Source organism: Anthropogastromicrobium aceti, assembly GCF_020687335.1.
GTDB lineage: Bacteria > Bacillota > Clostridia > Lachnospirales > Lachnospiraceae > Anthropogastromicrobium > Anthropogastromicrobium aceti.
Genome location: NZ_JAJEQN010000005.1, coordinates 23,655 through 42,672, shown reverse-complemented (window position 1 = coordinate 42,672; position 19,018 = coordinate 23,655). Strand labels below are relative to the sequence as shown.

The 19,018-nt window shown below is 39.9% G+C and carries 15 protein-coding genes; 1 reads left to right on the top strand and 14 read right to left on the bottom strand.

Going from position 1 to position 19,018, the window contains the following annotated elements:
- Position 1: 1 nt before the first annotated feature.
- Positions 2–1,207, bottom strand: coding sequence for a hypothetical protein (locus LKD48_RS02875; RefSeq protein WP_308731132.1), 1,206 nt, complete (start codon positions 1,205–1,207; stop codon positions 2–4).
- 294 nt (positions 1,208–1,501) lie between these two features.
- Between LKD48_RS02875 and LKD48_RS02870 the strand changes: the two genes are divergently transcribed.
- Complete coding sequence (locus LKD48_RS02870; protein WP_308731131.1) at positions 1,502–2,656, top strand: M56 family metallopeptidase; 1,155 nt, start codon at positions 1,502–1,504, stop codon at positions 2,654–2,656.
- A 118-nt stretch (positions 2,657–2,774) separates the two neighbouring features.
- On the opposite strand, the gene LKD48_RS02865 is transcribed toward LKD48_RS02870, so the two are convergent.
- From LKD48_RS02865 to uxuA, 13 genes are all read right to left on the bottom strand, one after another.
- Positions 2,775–5,159, bottom strand: coding sequence for a hypothetical protein (locus tag LKD48_RS02865; RefSeq protein WP_308731130.1), 2,385 nt, complete (start codon positions 5,157–5,159; stop codon positions 2,775–2,777).
- 22 nt (positions 5,160–5,181) lie between these two features.
- Positions 5,182–6,108, bottom strand: a complete 927-nt coding sequence (locus LKD48_RS02860; protein WP_308731129.1) for an ATP-binding cassette domain-containing protein — start codon at positions 6,106–6,108, stop codon at positions 5,182–5,184.
- Positions 6,109–6,208: 100 nt separating this feature from the next.
- Entirely contained in the window at positions 6,209–7,528 is a 1,320-nt protein-coding gene (locus LKD48_RS02855; RefSeq protein WP_308731128.1) for a hypothetical protein, read from the bottom strand.
- A 406-nt stretch (positions 7,529–7,934) separates the two neighbouring features.
- Positions 7,935–8,948, bottom strand: coding sequence for a PD-(D/E)XK nuclease domain-containing protein (locus tag LKD48_RS02850; protein ID WP_456298315.1), 1,014 nt, complete (start codon positions 8,946–8,948; stop codon positions 7,935–7,937).
- A 74-nt stretch (positions 8,949–9,022) separates the two neighbouring features.
- The gene (locus LKD48_RS02845) at positions 9,023–9,385 is read right to left on the bottom strand and encodes an AAA family ATPase (protein ID WP_308731126.1); all 363 of its coding nucleotides are present in this window, start codon (positions 9,383–9,385) and stop codon (positions 9,023–9,025) included.
- A gap of 87 nt (positions 9,386–9,472) precedes the next feature.
- Positions 9,473–11,161 (bottom strand): biosynthetic-type acetolactate synthase large subunit, encoded by a 1,689-nt coding sequence (gene ilvB, locus LKD48_RS02840; RefSeq protein WP_308731125.1) that lies wholly within the window; start codon positions 11,159–11,161, stop codon positions 9,473–9,475.
- Between the two features lie 56 nt (positions 11,162–11,217).
- Entirely contained in the window at positions 11,218–12,894 is a 1,677-nt protein-coding gene (gene ilvD, locus LKD48_RS02835; protein WP_066561640.1) for a dihydroxy-acid dehydratase, read from the bottom strand.
- 23 nt (positions 12,895–12,917) lie between these two features.
- Complete coding sequence (leuB, locus tag LKD48_RS02830; protein ID WP_066561694.1) at positions 12,918–14,006, bottom strand: 3-isopropylmalate dehydrogenase; 1,089 nt, start codon at positions 14,004–14,006, stop codon at positions 12,918–12,920.
- Positions 14,007–14,244: 238 nt separating this feature from the next.
- The gene (locus LKD48_RS02825) at positions 14,245–14,532 is read right to left on the bottom strand and encodes a YerC/YecD family TrpR-related protein (protein WP_066561695.1); all 288 of its coding nucleotides are present in this window, start codon (positions 14,530–14,532) and stop codon (positions 14,245–14,247) included.
- 123 nt (positions 14,533–14,655) lie between these two features.
- Positions 14,656–15,468 (bottom strand): arginase family protein, encoded by an 813-nt coding sequence (locus LKD48_RS02820; RefSeq protein ID WP_308731124.1) that lies wholly within the window; start codon positions 15,466–15,468, stop codon positions 14,656–14,658.
- Between the two features lie 16 nt (positions 15,469–15,484).
- Positions 15,485–16,153, bottom strand: a complete 669-nt coding sequence (locus LKD48_RS02815; RefSeq protein ID WP_308731123.1) for an HAD family hydrolase — start codon at positions 16,151–16,153, stop codon at positions 15,485–15,487.
- A gap of 73 nt (positions 16,154–16,226) precedes the next feature.
- Positions 16,227–17,843, bottom strand: coding sequence for a mannitol dehydrogenase family protein (locus LKD48_RS02810; protein WP_308731122.1), 1,617 nt, complete (start codon positions 17,841–17,843; stop codon positions 16,227–16,229).
- Positions 17,840–18,913: a mannonate dehydratase gene (uxuA, locus tag LKD48_RS02805; RefSeq protein WP_066561648.1), complete on the bottom strand. Its 1,074-nt coding sequence runs from the start codon at positions 18,911–18,913 to the stop codon at positions 17,840–17,842. The genes LKD48_RS02810 and uxuA overlap by 4 nt, the downstream gene beginning before the upstream one ends.
- Positions 18,914–19,018 lie beyond the last annotated feature (105 nt).

Sequence of the window (19,018 nt, the reverse complement as noted above, 5' to 3'; positions counted from 1 at the left end):
ATCAGCGTTCAAAAGAATTTCCATTCATTCCCTTAGTCAACTGAATTAGCGTAGCTTCCTGTGTTGCAATTTTATCGCGTTCAATCACACCTATTACGTCCTGTGAAACATTATCTTGTACCTGCTCCCAGTATACAAAAGCATACTTTTCATCTGCACTTACGATATCCACATCATCATACGGATACAAATCAATTTTCTGCACAAACGTTCCATTGTGATCATAAATTTCAAACCAATTTTCATTCTCATTATTACGATCTGGCCATGTATAACCATACAAATTATCCCATTTATACGCTTTTCTGGGAAACTCTCCTACAAATTGAGCTTCATCCTCCAGATCAAAACCTTTTTTCCATACTTTACGAATCTCTGCCTTTGAATCATAGTAAGTCAAATAAATTTCATCCTGATAAATATTCTGAATGCTTAATAAAACATCTTCCTTCTTATATTCATCAGGATTCGTTATCCATTCCTCTGCTTGTGGCTGATACAAATATAAATTTGTTCGCATAGGCAATTTCTCAAAGTCAATGTTGTCCTCATTTGTCCAGTCAATAATTTCTTCACATCCATTCTCACTTACATATAACCAATCTCCGATTCCCTGCAACGTATCTATATATCCACTATACAAATCACTTTGCCAAATCTGTTTGTTATCCTTTCCGTCTAATGACATCTGCCATATCGAAAACTGATAATTTCCATCTTCCTGTGCATCTTCCATGGTATAGTAAATCTTGTCTTGAAATATCGTATAGTTTACCGAACCTGCCTCTGGAATTTCTGCTATAATCTCCTTACCTGACCCATCCTTTTCCACTCTCCATATTGGCATCATCTTTTCCCCGGTCCTTGAATCCTCTCTTGGCCATGTAGAAAGCACATAGAATCCATCATCTACTTCGTACATTTTTCGAGATGCATCTCGAATCATCGCAACGCAATCCTCTGTTGTATGACTGCAATTAGGACGACTACACAATGGCACAGCCTGTTTTGTAACATCACCATTCCAAAAATATAAATGACCACCACATAAGAAATAATATCCATTATCAGCTGGAAGCACATAGTTAAGCCCTCCATTTTCTGCATTAAAACTTTCTTTTCCAAATGCAATCTGTGTCATTGTCATGCCCATTCCCACTATTGCTGCGACGGCAAACATTCTTCTCTTAAATTTTGTTTTTTCCATAAACTCTCCTTTTTTTGATTCTCAATTAACCACTAGTTTTATCACTGCCGGTATCGCTGCAATGATGATTACCTTAAAAAATACTTTTTGTTCCCAGATTATTTGCAAATTTCTCTTATTCAAAGTATAATATTGCCTGTATGTTTTGTCAATAACTTTGCGTTGTTTGTTTAATTCTATTCGGTAGCACAGTGATTTTTCAGTAGCTTTGCCTTCCTTCTGTATTACTTTTGACAGATAGCCAACTTTGCGATAAAATACAAATATTGACTTGTACATTGGGAGGATTTTTCAATGAGATTGGAGTTTGAGTCTTTCATTACCACCCTTCTGGCATCTTTTTTACTTTTTCTAATTGCCTGTTTTTTGTTCGTTCGTTCAAAACGAATTCTTACGATTGGTTACCATACTCTGACTGTCGTTTGTGTGCTTTCCGTTTTACGATTGCTTTTTCCGTTTGAATTTTCTTTTGGCAGTAACCTACACTTAAATAAAATGGCTACTCATATTGTTGTTATTTTTAGAAGAAAACATATGCTTCTTTCAACTATTACGTTTTCATTATTTGATATTGGAATCCTTGTTTGGATGTTGGGCATCATAATTGGTTTGTATAAATATATTAAAACTTATAAAAGAGATCATTTTTTAATTCATAGCTTAGGGGTGAACGTCTCTAATAATGATCGGTATTCCAAGCTTTTAACTTGTGCTTGTCAGTATTATCATTTAAACCGAAGTTTTGATATTTATGAAATTGATGAACTCTCTAGCCCTATGATTTTTTCTATACGCAAACCAACGATTTTGTTGCCAGCCCAAAATCAATATACTGACCAAGAACTTATTTTCATTTTTCGACACGAGGTAGGCCATTTCTATTATCATCATCTGCTGTACCATTTTGGGGGCGAACTATTTTCAATCGTATATTGGTGGAACCCGCTCAACAAATATATTAAAAAGCAAATTGACACGTTATTGGAAATGAGTATTGATCATAGTTTTTCTTCATCCGCAGATGAAACAATCGCTTACCTCAATTGTTTATTGAAAGTGAAAAAGCAGTCTGCACAGCAACAACTATTCCCAAAGCTGAATTCTTCACTTTCCATGAACAATCTTCAGGAGAGTATGTTGGAAAAGCGATTTCAGCTTTTAACGCACTCACAGAAGCGCCAGCATTTTCTTTCTGTTTTTGTGGTTGTCATTAGTGTCAGCATTTATCTTTTTTCTTATTATTTCACTTTACGAGGCGTTTCCACCCCATCTGAAGCAAAAAATAATGAGATTTTTACCTTAACTAATGAAAATTCTTATGGAATCTCAAATGGCGATGGGACATATGACCTTTATCTTTATGGAGAATATATCGAGACTGTTGATTCTCTCATGGGGTATGATTACGTTCCTATTTATAACAGTTTAGAGGACGTTCCGCAAAATTAACCAATATATTGCCAATATTTCGTTTTCATCTCAAACGCATAACAGACCGGAATCAACCGACCTGTTATGCGTTTGAGATTACTTTCTTTTCTTATTTACGTCCAAATACAAAATCCTATCATCTGCCTGTCCGAATCTCCGCATCCCAGAAATAAAAGACGATTTTCATATCTATAAGCAAGACAATCACCGCTTCCATATAATAACGCGCTGTTCCTCCATTTGCAAAAATAAGCTCTGGAAGAAACAGCCCCAGCCATGTCCATGTTGACAGATCAATCCCCAGCCAATATAAAAAGCATGGCATCAGAAAGAACAAAAAACAAAGAATTGCTGCCGATGCAGGATTTAAACGATAGGCAAGCAGCGAAACGACGATGCAAACACTGATAACCGTAAAATACTGCAATATAGTTTTTATTAAAAAGGCATGACGAATTGAAATCGAAAGTTCAAACTTTTCATAACCGATAACGGTATTTAAGGATAGTTCCATTGGAATGCGCTCGATATTTTTCAATAATACAGAATCATACGGTACATACAAAATTGCAATGATCACGGATTCCAGCACTATCATCTGCATCAGCTTACACATAGCAACCGGGCGTTTTCCAAACTTTGTACTCTGCAAAAGGAGACTGCTTTCGGATTGTCGTTCAATGCCAAATAACGCAGTCGCACCCAGAAGAAAAACAGCTGCAAAAATCATTGCAAAAATTGCCTGTTTCTTATTATCCTGAAACAAATAGACTAACTGATCAACATCTACGAATCCAGCCTTTTCTCCCGTCGAAAGATGCTTTTCAATCACCGCAGCCTGTTCCATTACACGCTGAAAGCCTTTTTGTCTGGTATCGCTCAAAAGCTGACGATACATCTGCCATTTTTCGTATTCGTCTTCTGAGAGTTCTCCCTGTTCGTATTGCTGTCTCTTTTGAATGGCTTCTTCATCTTCCATATTTAAGAGCTGCTGTTCCTGTTGCAGATAGTCTCTACTCTCCTGCGTGTACGCTCCGCTTAACTTCTCAATATAATATTGATATACTTGTTGATCTGTATTTCCTTTGTGTGACTCAATATCCGGCAACAGGCGAATACTGAAAAATAAAAGTAAGACAATTACAACTGCCATTGCACCCAATTTGTATAGTTTATAGCCTTCGTGCCAAAACAGCCCCCTATGCTGCGCACAAAGCTTTGCCATGCCATTTGCCACAACTTGAAAACAACGAGGTAACTTTCCTGATTCTCTCGTCTCTTTGCTGAAACTGATGCAGGACACCACTGGCAATAAAATGATACCACACAGCACAAGCAACAGCTTTCCTGTTACCACATAAAATGGCTGTGATAAAATGTTGAGATTATGATACTCACAAAACCATGCCTTCGCATCAATCACAGCTGCCAAGTTCAAATATTTTAACGCATTCCATTTGGATACACTGTTAATCTGCTTATAGGCAAGATATTCCAGACAGATAACTACCACGTATGCGCTCGCTGCAATGCCAAATCGCCATCTTCTTGTCAGCATTGCCATGATAACAGACGCATAAAACAATGCAGCTAACACCTTAACGGCTAAATAAAGAATCAAATATTGCTGTATGCTTATGGGATATGGGCAATTGCGAAAGCTTGGGATGGAAATAAGGGCCAGCGTCATATCTCCCGTTCCATACATCAAAATGGCAAGTACAATCTGACTTCCATATAACAAAATGGTAAGCAACACAGCAAAGCAAAAATAAACAATGGTCTTTGCCAGTGCCATCTCCAGATGACCTCTTTTCGTGCTTTCAAGCAACTGATACAGCCCCGCCTCTTTTTCTTTCCGAAAAATTGCCCAGCCTAGAAACAACAGCAACCCAGGCACAATCACATCTGCCAATGCGCTGTCTGACCATGCATCTGCCGCATCGGAATAGGTTAGCCCCGGCTGTACTGCACTCATCTTTTCATACGCTTCTGCGGTTTTCTGTATGTTTTTCTGAGAAAAAGAATCCACATCCGAAAACAATGATAGCTTTGACATGGACTGTGCCTGTGTTTTTACGCTCTCCAAAAACTCCTCATAGGATATTGCATAATTGACACGTTCCAATAGTTCAGTGAATGCCTGATACTTCTGCTGTGTCTGCTGGATATCTGTCTTTTCGTTCGCGTTTTCCTGAAGGCGTTTATTCCAATCAACCTCTGGTGCATTCATCTGTAACAGCTCGAATGCCATATCGGAATCTCCATATGCTGCCGAGAGCAGAAAGCTTTGCCATGCACTTTCTTCCTGTAGCCATTGTCTGGCTGTCTCTGCATCCATTTTCTCTACTGTTGTAAGTGCATCCTCATAATATTCCCGATAGGATTCATTCCGCTGCCAGGCATAACTATCAGCATTTTTCCATTGATATCCAAGCACAATGCACATGCTCAATACTACTACCAACAGCACGCTTTTATCCGATATCAGTTTTTTCCATTCATACCATACCTGCTTCATACGTAACTTCCCCCATGACACATTATTTGTCTTTTTCTCTTTTTGCTTCTGATGTCATGTGATACAAATATACTTCTTCCATGCCTGCCCTTACTGCATGTTTTTCTCTTTTGATTTCTTCGTCGATTCCAACTGCTCGAACGATAATGCCTTCTTTGCCCACTGACAAATTGCTTACCAGATATTCTTTTTGTATCGACACCACTTCATTTTCCTGTGCCACAAACTCCCAAACTAGTCCATCCATTTCTGCAATCAGTTTTGGGACCTCATCCTGACGGACAATCTCGCCGCGTTTGATCAGAATCATCTCTTTTGCAATACACTCAACATCGGAAACGACATGCGTTGCAAAAATTACGATGCATTCTCTTGACAGTTCACTGACAAAATTACGAATGTTAATTCGCTCTTTTGGGTCAAGACCTGCTGTCGGCTCATCTAACACCAGAATATCCGGGCTATTCATGACGGCCTGTGCAATCAACAGACGCTGTTTCATACCGCCAGAATATCCGCCGATCTTTCGATCTGATACTTCTGTCAGATTCATCTGTTCCAGCAGATCGTTAATCTTGTATTTTGCTTCCCGATGCGATAAGCCCTTTAGCGTTGCCATGTACCACAAAAAACGCCGTCCGGTAAACTGATTATACAGCCCCTGCTGCTGAGGCATGTAACCCAAGCGATCACGATAAGCTCTGCCCAATTCCTTGATATCGCTTCCATTAAACAGTACCTTACCACCTGACGGCTGCATATTTCCGGTAATGATTTTCATCAACGTAGATTTTCCGGCTCCGTTCGGACCAAGCAGTCCGTAAATTCCCGGCGTAAGCGTCAATGAAATTCGATTCAACGCTGTTTTCTTATTTGGATAGGTGTGTATTACATCTTTTATCTCCAGTTCCATCTTCTCTCTCACTTCCCTCCACATCTGTTCTGACATATTCTAGCAAAATCTGTCTTAATAAAATCTGTTTTAATAAAACATTCTAATAAAACCTGTTCTAATAAAATTGATTTCGATAATGATTCTTGAAAAAAGATTATGGCTCCATACAATTAAATGTTGCTCCATTCTCAAGGAAATCCGACTTTTTCACCCAATATACACTGTCTGTTCCTCCGTCCAGCTCAGCGCACTGATAAAATAAATATTCATCGTCCACACCGATACACTGGAAAAGTGGCATTCCCGGCAAGACAGCTGCCGCTTCCAGTTCTCCACTTTCTTTATTAAAGGCTGCAACAATCGGGTCAATCTCGGTCATTCCATACACATATAAGTGCGTATCGTCTGTAGAAATCCAACTATATAAATCGCCGGTTGTATTTGCATCAAAGCCAAGGTTTTTAAGAGAATCCATCGTCAACAGTTTACTTTCTGTTGTTGATTCAAGCATCGCATTGACATTCTCTGCATATAGACCATCCTCTTTTAACGTACACTGAAGAAATGTATCATTCTCAGTTGGAAGGAACATGCTCTGCCAATTTGCTTTTTTCACCTGTGCTTTGCTCGTCTTTGTATCATAAATGATGAGACTGGATTCTTCTGTATCGGCAAGCTTCGTCTGAATATATACAAGATCTCCATATGGATATACACGAAGCACTGCATCCATACTGGAAAGTGTTGCGATTGTCTCTGGTTCTTTTTTCCCTAACTCAAGACGATTAACGGTTTCGGTGCCAATGAGTGTTTCCGGGTTAGTTTCTCTTGATATGTAATACAAGCTGCCACGATGAAAGGCAAAACTATATGCATTCTCCATCTGGTAATCCATCTGCTCACGACTGCTTCCATCTGGTGCAAGCTCCAGCAGATATTCCTTTTCACGGTAATCCGCATCCCTTTCTGTATCAAAATAAACCGATGATGTATTGGCATACAGCTTTCCATCATAATATTGCAATCCATCATTCACACTGCCATAAGCCACATATGCTGTGCATTCACTTCGCTTCTCGCTGTCTGTTTCTTTGTCATGAAGGCAATCCGGACGATTACATAGTGCAATCAATGTCTGTGTCTCAAAATCGCAATAATACACGAAATCACCTAAGCGGACATAGTAGCCCTTCGGTCCTTTGGCAAATGCAGAAACTGTATGCGAAGTCTGATAGGACCAATCCCAGTCCGTCTCTGAATCAAAGCTGTCAATTCCTGTTGATTCTACAGAAAAAGTATCATCGTAATTTTCGACTGCAAGTGTATAATTACTTTCCTTTATTACATGTTCCGTTGACATTTCCTCTGCCACAACATTCTTTACCGTATAAAATGCATTAAACGATAATGCTGTCACTGCACCCATAGAGAAAGCTGCCGCCATTCTTATCTTAAATTTTGTGTTCTTTTTCATAAATTCTCCTTTTCTTTTTGATTAATGTTTTGTGTCTTTATTTTATCATCACCTATATATTAACGACGACTATTCCTTTTAAATGTCAAACTACCACATTTTTCCAGAGTATTTACAAATCTATCTTAATTAAGAGTATAGTTTTACCAGTATGTTTTGTCAATAACTTTGTGTTTTCTACTCAATTTTCATTGATTTTCCTAGCTCTTTCAGCAACTTTGCTTTTTTATTTAATTTTCATTGACTACCCACTTACAATTTACTCTATCATTTTGCCTGAAAAAAATAAAAGACCAGAATGAACCTCGCCTATTATTTTTATAAAATTTTTCAGAATAAGGACATTGAAGATACATAAAAATGCTTTGGTCATTTGACATTTTGATTATTTCTTATGTATCTATTTTTAATCGTTTGTAGATTGCATTGCTACCTTGACGCAACATTTCTTATGATAAAAAGCAATGCCGTATTTCAATATTTTCTGATATCCCTGATTACACAATTCTTGTCCGTAATTTCGATCTTCAATCTGCTGCAATGCATCTTGGCAATCCTTATCAAGCGATTTCTCATTTTTGCTATACTTTAATTCAATTACAATTCCAACCCGACTCTCTTGACCTTTCGTCTTAATAAGAATATCACTAAAGCCATCACCAGATTCCCGATTAGACAAGATTTCCCAATCTCGTCTGAATCCGAGAATTCCAATCATCAATCCATGATAAAAATTCTCGTGAAGTGATCTTGCAAAATTGTCACGCACACTGATTGTTTTTCCCATATATTCGATTAACAGTCGCTCAACAGCTTCTGCATCCGCACTTAGAATTGCATTGCAAAAACTTCTGAGCAGTTCTCCATTTCCGGAAACCTCTTTACGAAACAGCGCCAAAATACGTTCAATTATGATATTGCGAATCTCTCGATTTGGAACAGCGAGGCTATAATATCCATTGCCAATATACCCACGCTGTGTCAGATAACCAGTCATAAAAAGCGTACTCCACAGATTATCAATATTAGAATACAAATCTTTGTATGTCACCATCTCATCTACCCTTTGAGTGATAACCTCACCATTCACCAAACGTTCCAAAACATCTTTTGTAAGCATTCCGTTATCGCTAATGTTGTCAATAAAGTGATTGATAATATCATTACCACTGGTATTCATCCAATAGTTTTTCGGAGCGGCATTTTGGTTTTCTCTATGATCTTTACAATAATTTACAACATCCCATGGGCAATATACATCTGCATTTCCAAAACGATAACCATCATACCACTCTTTTACTTCCTCATAATGACTGCTTAACCCATAATATGAGAGCATTTCCTGTACTTCCTCACTGGTAAAGCCAAAAGTTTCATCAAATTCATTATCTGTGATTGAATATACCGTAAAATTATTCAATCCAGTGAATATACTTTCCTTGGCAATGCGCAAACATCCAGTTAAAACCGCAAACGCAAGGCTCGCATTCGTTTTCAATACATTGCCAAATAAATTACGAAGTAAAAGAACCATTTTATCATAAAATTATTCTCATATGCCTTAGCTAAAGGTACGTCATATTCATCAATGAGTACAACAACTTTTTGACCATAATGTTTTTCCAATAATGTTGTAAGCTTTTTTAAACTCATTGCTAACACTGCTGGCTGCATTTCCATATCAATTAAAGTCTCATAACGCATCTTATCAATTTTGGTAAGTTTTTCACTATCCAATAAAAACTGAAAACATTCTGCCTCATCATTTATAATTTGCACCATCAAACGATATGCTTCATCGTAGTTTGCTGCATCTGCGCCTTTTAAGCTAATTGAAATCACTGGATACTTTCCCATATATCGTTCACGCAATCTTCAAAAAAAAGACACTGCATGTCTCCATACAGTGTCTTAATAATCTAGCATTCTTCTGATATTCTGTTTTTATCTTCCGAACTTTTCAGCAACGTCCTCTTCTCCGAAGCATTCACTGATCGGTGCACCTGGTGCTACCATTGGGAATACCTTGTCGTCCTTGTCAATCTGAGCATCAATTACTACTGGAATATTCAGCTTTATTGCTTCCTTAACTGCATTATCAAACTCTTCGCATGTGCTTACTGTGTAGCCCTTTGCTCCAAGACCCTCTGCTACCTTTGCAAAGTCAACGCGGTCATTTAACACTGTCTGAGAATAACGCTGTCCGTAGAACAGATCCTGCCACTGACGTACCATACCAAGCACGTGGTTGTTTACAACGACTTCGATAACTGGGATATTATATCGAGTTGCTGTTGCGATTTCATTCATATTCATGCGGAAGCAGCCATCTCCTGCAATATTGAATACAAGCTTATCCTTGCACGCCATCTTTGCACCAATTGCAGCGCCAAGACCATAGCCCATAGTTCCAAGTCCGCCTGATGTTAAAAGCTGTCTCGGTGCCTTATACTTATAATACTGCGCTGCCCACATCTGGTGCTGTCCTACCTCAGTAGAGATAATAGCATCGCCATGTGTTGCCTCATAGATCTTTTCGATGATATAAGGACCAGTCAGAACACCCTTATGATAAGTCATCGGATGGGATTCCTCATAGCTCTTAACTTCTGTAATCCACTCCTTATGATTCATCTGTGAAAGCTTTTCATTTAACTTTTCTAAGATAACCTTGACATCACCGATGATACTTGCATCTGTTTTGATGTTCTTATTGATCTCTGCTGGATCTACATCAAACTGCATAATCTTTGCATTTGCGGCAAATTTCTTTGCATTTCCATATACACGATCACTGAAGCGTGCTCCGACAACTACAAGAAGGTCACACTGGCTTACTCCATAGTTTGATGCCTTTGTTCCATGCATACCAAGCATACCTGTATACAAAGGATCAGTACCGTTGAAGGCACCCTTGCCCATTAAGGTATCTGCAACTGGAGAATCAATCTTATGAACAAATTCATTCAGCTGTGTGTCTGCACCTGATGCAATTGCACCGCCTCCGACAAAAACGTATGGCTTCTTTGATGCCTCAATCATCTTGACTGCTGCTTCAATATCTTCTGCCTTAATGCTATCTGTAATACGTTTAACCTGCTCTGGCTCTTTACGCTCATATTCTGCCTTATTTGCAGTAACATCCTTTGTAATATCAATAAGCACCGGACCCGGACGTCCTTCCTTTGCAATCTTGAATGCACGACGAACTGTATCAGCCAGTTTATTGACATCCTTTACGATAAAATTATGCTTTGTGATCGGCATTGTAACACCAGCGATATCGATCTCCTGGAAGGAATCTCTTCCCAGAAGTGAAACAGCAACGTTACATGTAATTGCAATAATCGGAATAGAATCCATGTAAGCTGTTGCAATTCCCGTTACCAGATTGGTAGCACCTGGGCCAGATGTGGCCATGCAGACACCTACCTTTCCGGTTGCCCTTGCATAGCCGTCTGCTGCATGAGACGCGCCCTGCTCATGGGAGGTTAAAATATGTGTAATTTCATCCGAATGCTTGTAAAGAGCATCATATACATTCAGAATGCAGCCGCCCGGATAACCAAACACGGTATCTACGCCCTGTTCCCTTAAACACTGTACTAAAATTTCAGAACCTGTTAACTCCATATTTATTTTCCCTTCCTTATATCTGTCTTATCTATGTTTTATATCAGAAAACCAGCTTATTTATTAGTTCCCGGAACCTGCAAAACTGCACCCTTACTTGCATCAGTTACAAGTGCTGCGTAGCGTGCCAGATAACCAGTTGTTACCTTTGGCTCTCTTGGTGTCCATGCTGCCTTTCTTCTTGCCATCTCCTCGTCAGAAACACGCACATTCAGAGTGTTTGCCGGAATATTGATCTCGATGATATCTCCTTCTTCAACAAGTGCAATTGGACCGCCGACAGCTGCCTCTGGGCATACATGTCCGATGCTTGCTCCTCTTGAAGCACCTGAAAAACGGCCATCTGTAATCAATGCAACACTGGAACCAAGTCCCATACCTGCAATTGCAGAAGTCGGATTTAACATTTCTCTCATACCAGGGCCACCCTTTGGTCCCTCGTAACGGATGACTACAACATCACCTGCAACAATTTTTCCGCCCTTGATTGCTGCGATTGCATCATCCTCACAGTCAAATACACGAGCCGGTCCCTCATGAACCATCATCTCTGGTGCAACTGCTGAACGCTTTACAACACCTGAATCTGGTGCCAAATTACCCTTTAATACAGCAATTCCGCCAGTCTGGCTATATGGATTATCGATTGGACGAATAACCTCAGGGTCCTTATTCACAACGTTTGCAATGTTCTCTCCAACTGTCTTTCCTGTAACTGTAATACAATCAAGATTTAACAGATTCTTCTTTGACAGCTCATTCATAACGGCATAAACACCGCCTGCTTCATTTAACTGCTCCATATAAGTATGACCTGCCGGAGCTAAGTGACACAGATTCGGAGTCTTTGCACTAATGCCGTTTGCGATATCAACGTTTAAAGCTACGCCAGCCTCTCTTGCGATTGCCGGAAGATGAAGCATACTGTTTGTAGAACATCCAAGTGCCATATCAACAGTCAGCGCATTGACAAATGCCTTCTCTGTCATGATATCTCTTGGGCAGATATTCTTTTCAATCATCTCCATAACTTTCATACCAGCGTGCTTTGCAAGCTTAATTCTCTCAGAATAAACAGCTGGAATTGTTCCGTTGCCCTGAAGCCCCATACCAAGTGCCTCTGTCAGACAGTTCATGGAGTTTGCAGTATACATACCAGAGCAGGAACCGCATGTTGGACATGTCTTGCACTCATACTCATATACATCTTCTTCAGTCATCTTGCCTGCTGCGTAAGCACCAACTGCCTCAAACATGGAGGAAAGACTTGTTCTCTGTCCCTTTACATGACCTGCAAGCATCGGACCACCGCTGACAAATACAGTCGGGATATTGATTCTGGCTGCTGCCATTAACAGACCAGGTACGTTTTTGTCACAGTTTGGAACCATAACAAGACCATCAAACTGGTGTGCCATTGCCATACACTCGGTAGAATCTGCAATCAGATCTCTCGTAACAAGAGAATACTTCATACCAACGTGTCCCATTGCAATACCATCGCAGACAGCGATAGCCGGGAATACAACCGGCACGCCTCCTGCCATTGCTACGCCTAATTTAACGGCTTCTACAATCTTGTCCAGGTTCATATGACCTGGAACAATCTCATTATAGGAGCTGACAATACCAATCATTGGTTTGTCCATCTCTTCCTTTGTAAATCCTAATGCATTAAACAGTGATCTATGAGGTGCCTGCTGCATTCCTTTTTTTACATTGTCACTTCTCATGTTTTTAACCCCTTCCAAATTTGTTAACCAAGAATTTTTTCTGCAATCAGATCGCCCATAGAAACTGTGCCAACCTGTGTCATACCCTCTGACATGATATCAATTGTGCGGTAGCCTGCCTTAAGTACCTCTTCTACTGCAGTCTCAACTGCCTTTGCTTCTTCATCAAGATCGAAAGAGTATCTAAGCAGCATGGCAGCAGATAAAATTGTCGCAATCGGGTTTGCAATGCCCTTACCTGCAATATCTGGTGCAGAGCCATGGCTTGGTTCATAAAGTCCAAGCTTTCCTGCACCAAGGCTTGCTGATGATAACATGCCAATGGAGCCTGTAATCATACTTGCCTCATCAGAAAGAATATCACCAAACATATTCTCTGTCAAAATAACATCAAACTGTCTCGGATTCATAACAAGCTGCATGGCACAGTTATCAACAAGCATATGCTTTACTGTTACATCAGGATAATCCTTTGCAACTTCATCAACAACTGCTCTCCAAAGTCTTGAAGTGTCAAGAACATTTGCTTTGTCAACGCTTGTTACATTTTTTCCGCGCTTTCTTGCAACCTCAAATGCTTTAACTGCAATCCTTTTAATCTCATTCTCATCGTATGCCATAATATCAGTTGACTTACGAATGCCATCAATTTCCTCTGTCTTATGTTCACCGAAGTATACGCCTCCGGTCAACTCTCTCATCATAACAATATCAAATCCATCGCCGATAATCTCTGGCTTTAATGGACAAGCATCTTTTAATTGTGAAAACAGCTTTGCCGGACGGATATTTGCAAACAGACCAAGACCTTTACGAATCTTTAACAGACCTGCCTCCGGACGTAAATTTGGTGCTACCTGATACCATCTTGAGTTTCCGACGTTTCCGCCTACTGCACCTAAAAGCACGGCATCACTAGCCTTTGCCTTTTCAAGTGATTCTTCGGTCAGCGGTTCGCCATACGCATCAATTGAGCAGCCGCCCATAAGAAGCGTCTCGTATTCAAACTCATGTCCATATTTTTTTGCTACGGTATCCAGTACCTTTTTGGCCTCAGCCACAATCTCAGGACCAATTCCGTCTCCTGGTATCAATGCAATCTTACCTGTCATCCTGTATCCTTTCCAACAGCAAAAGCTGTCTGCAAAAAGTTTCTTTTTTATCATAATGAAAGTACAAGCACCTTTCAGCACTTGTACTTCCCTATGTTAGTATATTTTGACATTTTTTTCAAGAGAACAAACTTCGTTCCACAAATAGCATCAATAATCAATTAAATTACATCAAGTTTTTTGAAGCAATACACTACTTTGGGATAAAAAGCAATAGGTTATTTGCTCTTATATATCATTATTCATTGATACGCTCAAACACCATTTCATAACCGTCACTTCCAAAGTTTAAGCTTCGGTTCACACGGCTAATTGTCGCAGTAGATGCACCTGTTTTCTGTGCAATCTCAAGATATGTGTTTTTCTGGCGCAGCATAGCTGCTACCTCAAAGCGCTGTGCGATAGACTGAAGTTCATTGACGGTACATACATCTTCAAAAAAAGCATAACACTCATCAAGATTTTTCAATGTGAGAATTGCTTGAAACAAATGATCTGTTTCAGGGTTTTTAATTTTTTTATTCATTCTGGTTTCCGTGTGCTCAAACAATATATTATTAAAGCACACACCCTCTCCTTTCTACATTCCTGTTTTTATTTTTTCTGGTTTTTAATTAGATTTTTAACCCTATGCATGTATTTTGACACGCTAAAGCGAAAAAGTCAAGTCTTTTTGATAAAATTTAATCTTTTCATTTGTACTACTGTTTAAGTTTGCTCCATTTTCTTCATCTAAATGAAAACCTTCTGGTGATACCTTCTGCTCTCCGCACACATCCATACCTAGAAATATAGCACCTGACTTCTTTGCATCTGTCAAAAAACAAAGAATCTGTGAAAGCTGCATGGTTCCCTGGCTCCAGTCCGTAACTGCTTCCTCTTTGTTTAATACATCCTTATCAAGAGAAATATATACGGGCCACTTTGAAAGTTCCTTACACAAAGCTTCCTTTTGCTGTTCAAATTCAGCCTCTGTCACCCATGTGATGCGAGAATCTTTTAAAAGCTGCTCTGCTGTTTTATCCTCATCTGCCGGACCTACTAATACTGCCTTTTTTAAATTAGGAAGATTTTCTAATGCATGAAGAACCCAGCTTCCACATGTTAAAAGACCGCCTCCAAATGCGCTCTCCATACAGTCTGAATGATGGTCAAATAAAAGAAGGCTAAATGGCCGATTTATGCGCTGTAAAAACAAAAGACTGACATAATGATAGTCGCCTGAATCTATAAAATGAAGCGCATTCACTGGAATATACGCCAATCGCTTTTCCAGCTCTGTTCTCGCATCATCACTGCAAAAATATAGACTTCCTAAAATATCAGTGCAGTCTGTATATATGCAGTCTAAGGCTGGCTTATTTAAAACAGTGTCCATTTTTTCTATGTCTTTTGTTTTCCAAAAAGACTGACTGTCATAGGCACCTGACAAAGAAATCAGATAGTAGAGATTTTTGTTCACGCTGTCTTTTCCTTTCTCATTCTTTCTGACTATTATGCCAGACGTTTTTTAGATAGTCTCTTACTTCAAACAGATCTGACAAAATCACTTCAGCAAGACTTTGCATTTCTTCATTTGGTTCAAGAAGATCAGGCACCATAATAGGATGAAGACCTGCCGCATGAAGTGAACGCATTCCGTTATATGAATCCTCAACACCATATGCGCTCTCTGGAGTAATGCCCATGCGTTTGCATGCCTCTAAATAAATATCTGGCTCTGGCTTACTCTTTTTTGCCATCTCACCGCCTACAATCACATCAAAATACTGTATTAAACCGGCATGAGTCAGCTGACGAACGACTGTCTCACTCCTTGTAGATGAAGCAAGTCCAACATTAGCACCGCTCTCCTTTAGCCATGACAAAAGCTCTCTAGCTCCTTTTTTTACAGGAAGCCCTTCTGTCTCTTCAATTTCGTGAAAGCGATTAGATGTATCTTTTCTAAACTCCTCATAAGGGAAATCTGGTCCTTCAAAGCGAAACATTGTTTCCTTTGTCTTTTCAATTGTAGTGCCAATGCAGGCATGAAACATGCCCTTTGCATCCTTCAATTTATATTTTTCCTTATAATCCTCCCAGCAGCGCTCACATACATGCTCAGAATCAAAGATGACACCATCCATATCAAATATAACGTTCTTCATTTTACACCTCTTAAGCTCATATTTAAAAGTACAATAGCCGCCCTGTTGCCAGGGCGGCGAAATATTATTTTAATTAATCTACATATTTCTTTAAAGTATTGCGAACAGCATCTTTTCCTGCAAGCATTTCAACAAACATGCCCTCTACCTTGTCTGCAAGACCTGCCTCGTACATATCAACACCAAAGATTGCCTTATTAGTGAGAATTTCCTTAAGCTGTCCTGTATAAGTCTCTGGCTTTCCTGCCTCTACACCAGAAAGCTTTTCCTGCAGCTTAGCAAGCATTGGATCACTACTAAGCTCCATCTTCTCAAGCTTATCATCTTTTCCAAGAAGATAACGAAGCCATCCTGCAATTGCAAGCGGAATGTATACAAGAGAAGAACAGTCAAGCTCACTGCTTGCCATGTAAGATTTCATTGTCTCACCAAAACGAACAACGATTTTCTGAGAAGTATCAGTTGCAATACGCTGCGGTGTGTCTGGCATAAATGGATTTGGAAGACGCTTCTCGATTACTTCATCAATAAATGCCTTCGGGGAAAGGATGCCAGGATCAGTAACAACCTTCATACCCTCATCGTAACCGATATGACGAATAAGTCCTGTAAGCTCCTTGTCATTCATCTCATCTGCAATCAGATTGTAACCAAGCAAGCAGCCATAAACAGCCAGAGCTGTGTGCAGCGGATTTAAGCAGGTAGTTACCTTCATGCGCTCTACACGGTTTACAGTGTCACGGTCAGTCAGATATACACCAGCCTTCTCAAGTGCCGGTCTTCCTGCCGGGAACTTGTCCTCAATTACAAGGTACTGCGGTCCCTCTGCATTTACAAATGGTGCAATATAAGTATTTCTGGAAGTAATAACAGGTGCCATTTCTTCAACGCCTGCTGCCTCTAATTTTTCCTCAACAGCCTTTGCCGGTCTTGGTGTGATCTTATCGATCATGCTCCATGGGAAGCTGATGCTTGATTCATCCTCAAGATATTTGATGAACTCTTTTGTTACAAAACCTTTCTCTGCCCATGCCTTTGCGATTGTCATAACAGATGCCTGAAGCTTCTCTCCATTATGAGAGCAGTTATCCATGCTGACAACAGCAAGCGGATAACGGCCTGCCTTAAAACGCTCGAAAAGAAGTGCAGCAACGATGCTCATTGCATGCTTTGCGCTCTCCGGACCATTTTCGATATCTGATACAACCACCGGAAGGAAGTTTCCATCAATACCCTTTAATGCGTATCCCTTCTCAGTAACTGTAAAGCTGATCATCTGTAAGGATGGATTTGCAAAGATAGCCTTTAATCTGCCATACTCTGCTTCATCAGCTGTATTTGCCTTGATTCCGTCTGCAATACTTGCGATTACACGGCTTGAAGTATTTCCGTCTGGAAGAAGCGTTACCATCAGTGTCATTGACTCATGTGGCTTGTAGATCTTATCGATGATATCATAATCAAAAGTCTCTGCCGCAATAATTCCTCTGTCAGCAGCACCCTTATTTAACAGATCCTCCTGCAGTCCTGCAATATATCCGCGGAAAATATTTCCTGCTCCAAAATGAACCCATACAGGCTCTTCAAGTGTCTTTTTATGAACTGCTTCAATATCATAAGACGGCAGTGTAATACCTGCCTTTTCAAATTCATTTTTCTTTTGTGTTACATCCTGTAATGTCAGTTTCATCTCTGATTCTCCTTTACAATTGACTCCCACAGACCGCACAAATATGCAGCACCAAGTGCTCTGTCATACAGACCATATCCAGGCATTGCCTTCTCGCCCCAGATCATTCTTCCGTGGTCTGGACGAATAATTCCATCAAATCCAGTATCGTACAGTGCCTTCATGATTGCATGCATATCAAAGGTACCATCTGAAGACAGATGTGCAGACTCCTCAAAGTCATTCATGCCATCATTGAACTGTAAGTTTCTGATATGTGCAAAATGGATTCTTCCCTTAAGTGCATGAATCATCTCAACTAAGTTATTGTTTAAGTTGGTTCCATAGGATCCCGTACAGAAGGTAACACCATTGTGCGGATTGTCTACCATCTTCATCATACGCATGATGTGATCCTTGTTGTTGATGATACGCGGAAGACCAAATACACTCCAAGACGGATCATCTGGATGAATTGCCATATTGATATCGTACTTATCACATACAGGCATAATTGCCTCAAGGAAGTACTTTAAGTTTGCAAACAGCTTCTCCTCGTCGATATCTGCATACTCCTCAAACAGTTGCTTAACCTTTGCCATACGCTCTGGCTCCCAGCCTGGCATAACTGTTCCGTTCATGTCATTTGAAATAGAATCAAACATCTTAGCCGGATCAATGCTATCTACTGTCTTCTGATTGTAAGCAAGAACTGTAGAACCATCCTTTCTCATACGTGCAAGCTCTGTACGAGTCCAGTCAAATACTGGCATAAAATTATAACATACCATATGAATATCAGCCTTACCAAGATTCTCAAGTGTCTTGATATATGCATCAATATCCTTGTCACGCTCTGGAGCTCCCGTTTTGATTGCATCGCTGATATTTACACTCTCAATACCAGGAAGGGTCAGTCCTGCTGCCTCTACCTCATTCTTAAGAGCCATAATCTCCTCATAAGTCCACAGCTCACCTGGCATTTTGTTGTAAAGAGTAGAAATAACACCCTTTACATAAGCTGTCTGTCTGATCTGCTGTAAGGTAACGGTATCATACTGGCTGCCGTACCATCTCATTGTCATCTGCATAACGAATTCTCCTCCTGTTTGAACTGCCAATTATCCATTACAGATAAACGGCAGTTTTATATATTTTTTACTATATTTACATAGTAGCATAGATCACTGTGATTG

Bases quoted from the DNA above. Each gene is read 5' to 3' on its own strand.
- LKD48_RS02875 (WP_308731132.1), bottom strand. From the start codon at position 1,207: ATGGAAAAAACAAAATTTAAGAGAAGAATGTTTGCCGTCGCAGCAATA.
- LKD48_RS02870 (WP_308731131.1), top strand. From the start codon at position 1,502: ATGAGATTGGAGTTTGAGTCTTTCATTACCACCCTTCTGGCATCTTTT.
- LKD48_RS02865 (WP_308731130.1), bottom strand. From the start codon at position 5,159: ATGAAGCAGGTATGGTATGAATGGAAAAAACTGATATCGGATAAAAGC.
- LKD48_RS02860 (WP_308731129.1), bottom strand. From the start codon at position 6,108: ATGTCAGAACAGATGTGGAGGGAAGTGAGAGAGAAGATGGAACTGGAG.
- LKD48_RS02855 (WP_308731128.1), bottom strand. From the start codon at position 7,528: ATGAAAAAGAACACAAAATTTAAGATAAGAATGGCGGCAGCTTTCTCT.
- LKD48_RS02845 (WP_308731126.1), bottom strand. From the start codon at position 9,385: ATGGGAAAGTATCCAGTGATTTCAATTAGCTTAAAAGGCGCAGATGCA.
- ilvB (WP_308731125.1), bottom strand. From the start codon at position 11,161: ATGGAGTTAACAGGTTCTGAAATTTTAGTACAGTGTTTAAGGGAACAG.
- ilvD (WP_066561640.1), bottom strand. From the start codon at position 12,894: ATGAGAAGTGACAATGTAAAAAAAGGAATGCAGCAGGCACCTCATAGA.
- leuB (WP_066561694.1), bottom strand. From the start codon at position 14,006: ATGACAGGTAAGATTGCATTGATACCAGGAGACGGAATTGGTCCTGAG.
- LKD48_RS02825 (WP_066561695.1), bottom strand. From the start codon at position 14,532: ATGAATAAAAAAATTAAAAACCCTGAAACAGATCATTTGTTTCAAGCA.
- LKD48_RS02815 (WP_308731123.1), bottom strand. From the start codon at position 16,153: ATGAAGAACGTTATATTTGATATGGATGGTGTCATCTTTGATTCTGAG.
- LKD48_RS02810 (WP_308731122.1), bottom strand. From the start codon at position 17,843: ATGAAACTGACATTACAGGATGTAACACAAAAGAAAAATGAATTTGAA.
- uxuA (WP_066561648.1), bottom strand. From the start codon at position 18,913: ATGCAGATGACAATGAGATGGTACGGCAGCCAGTATGATACCGTTACC.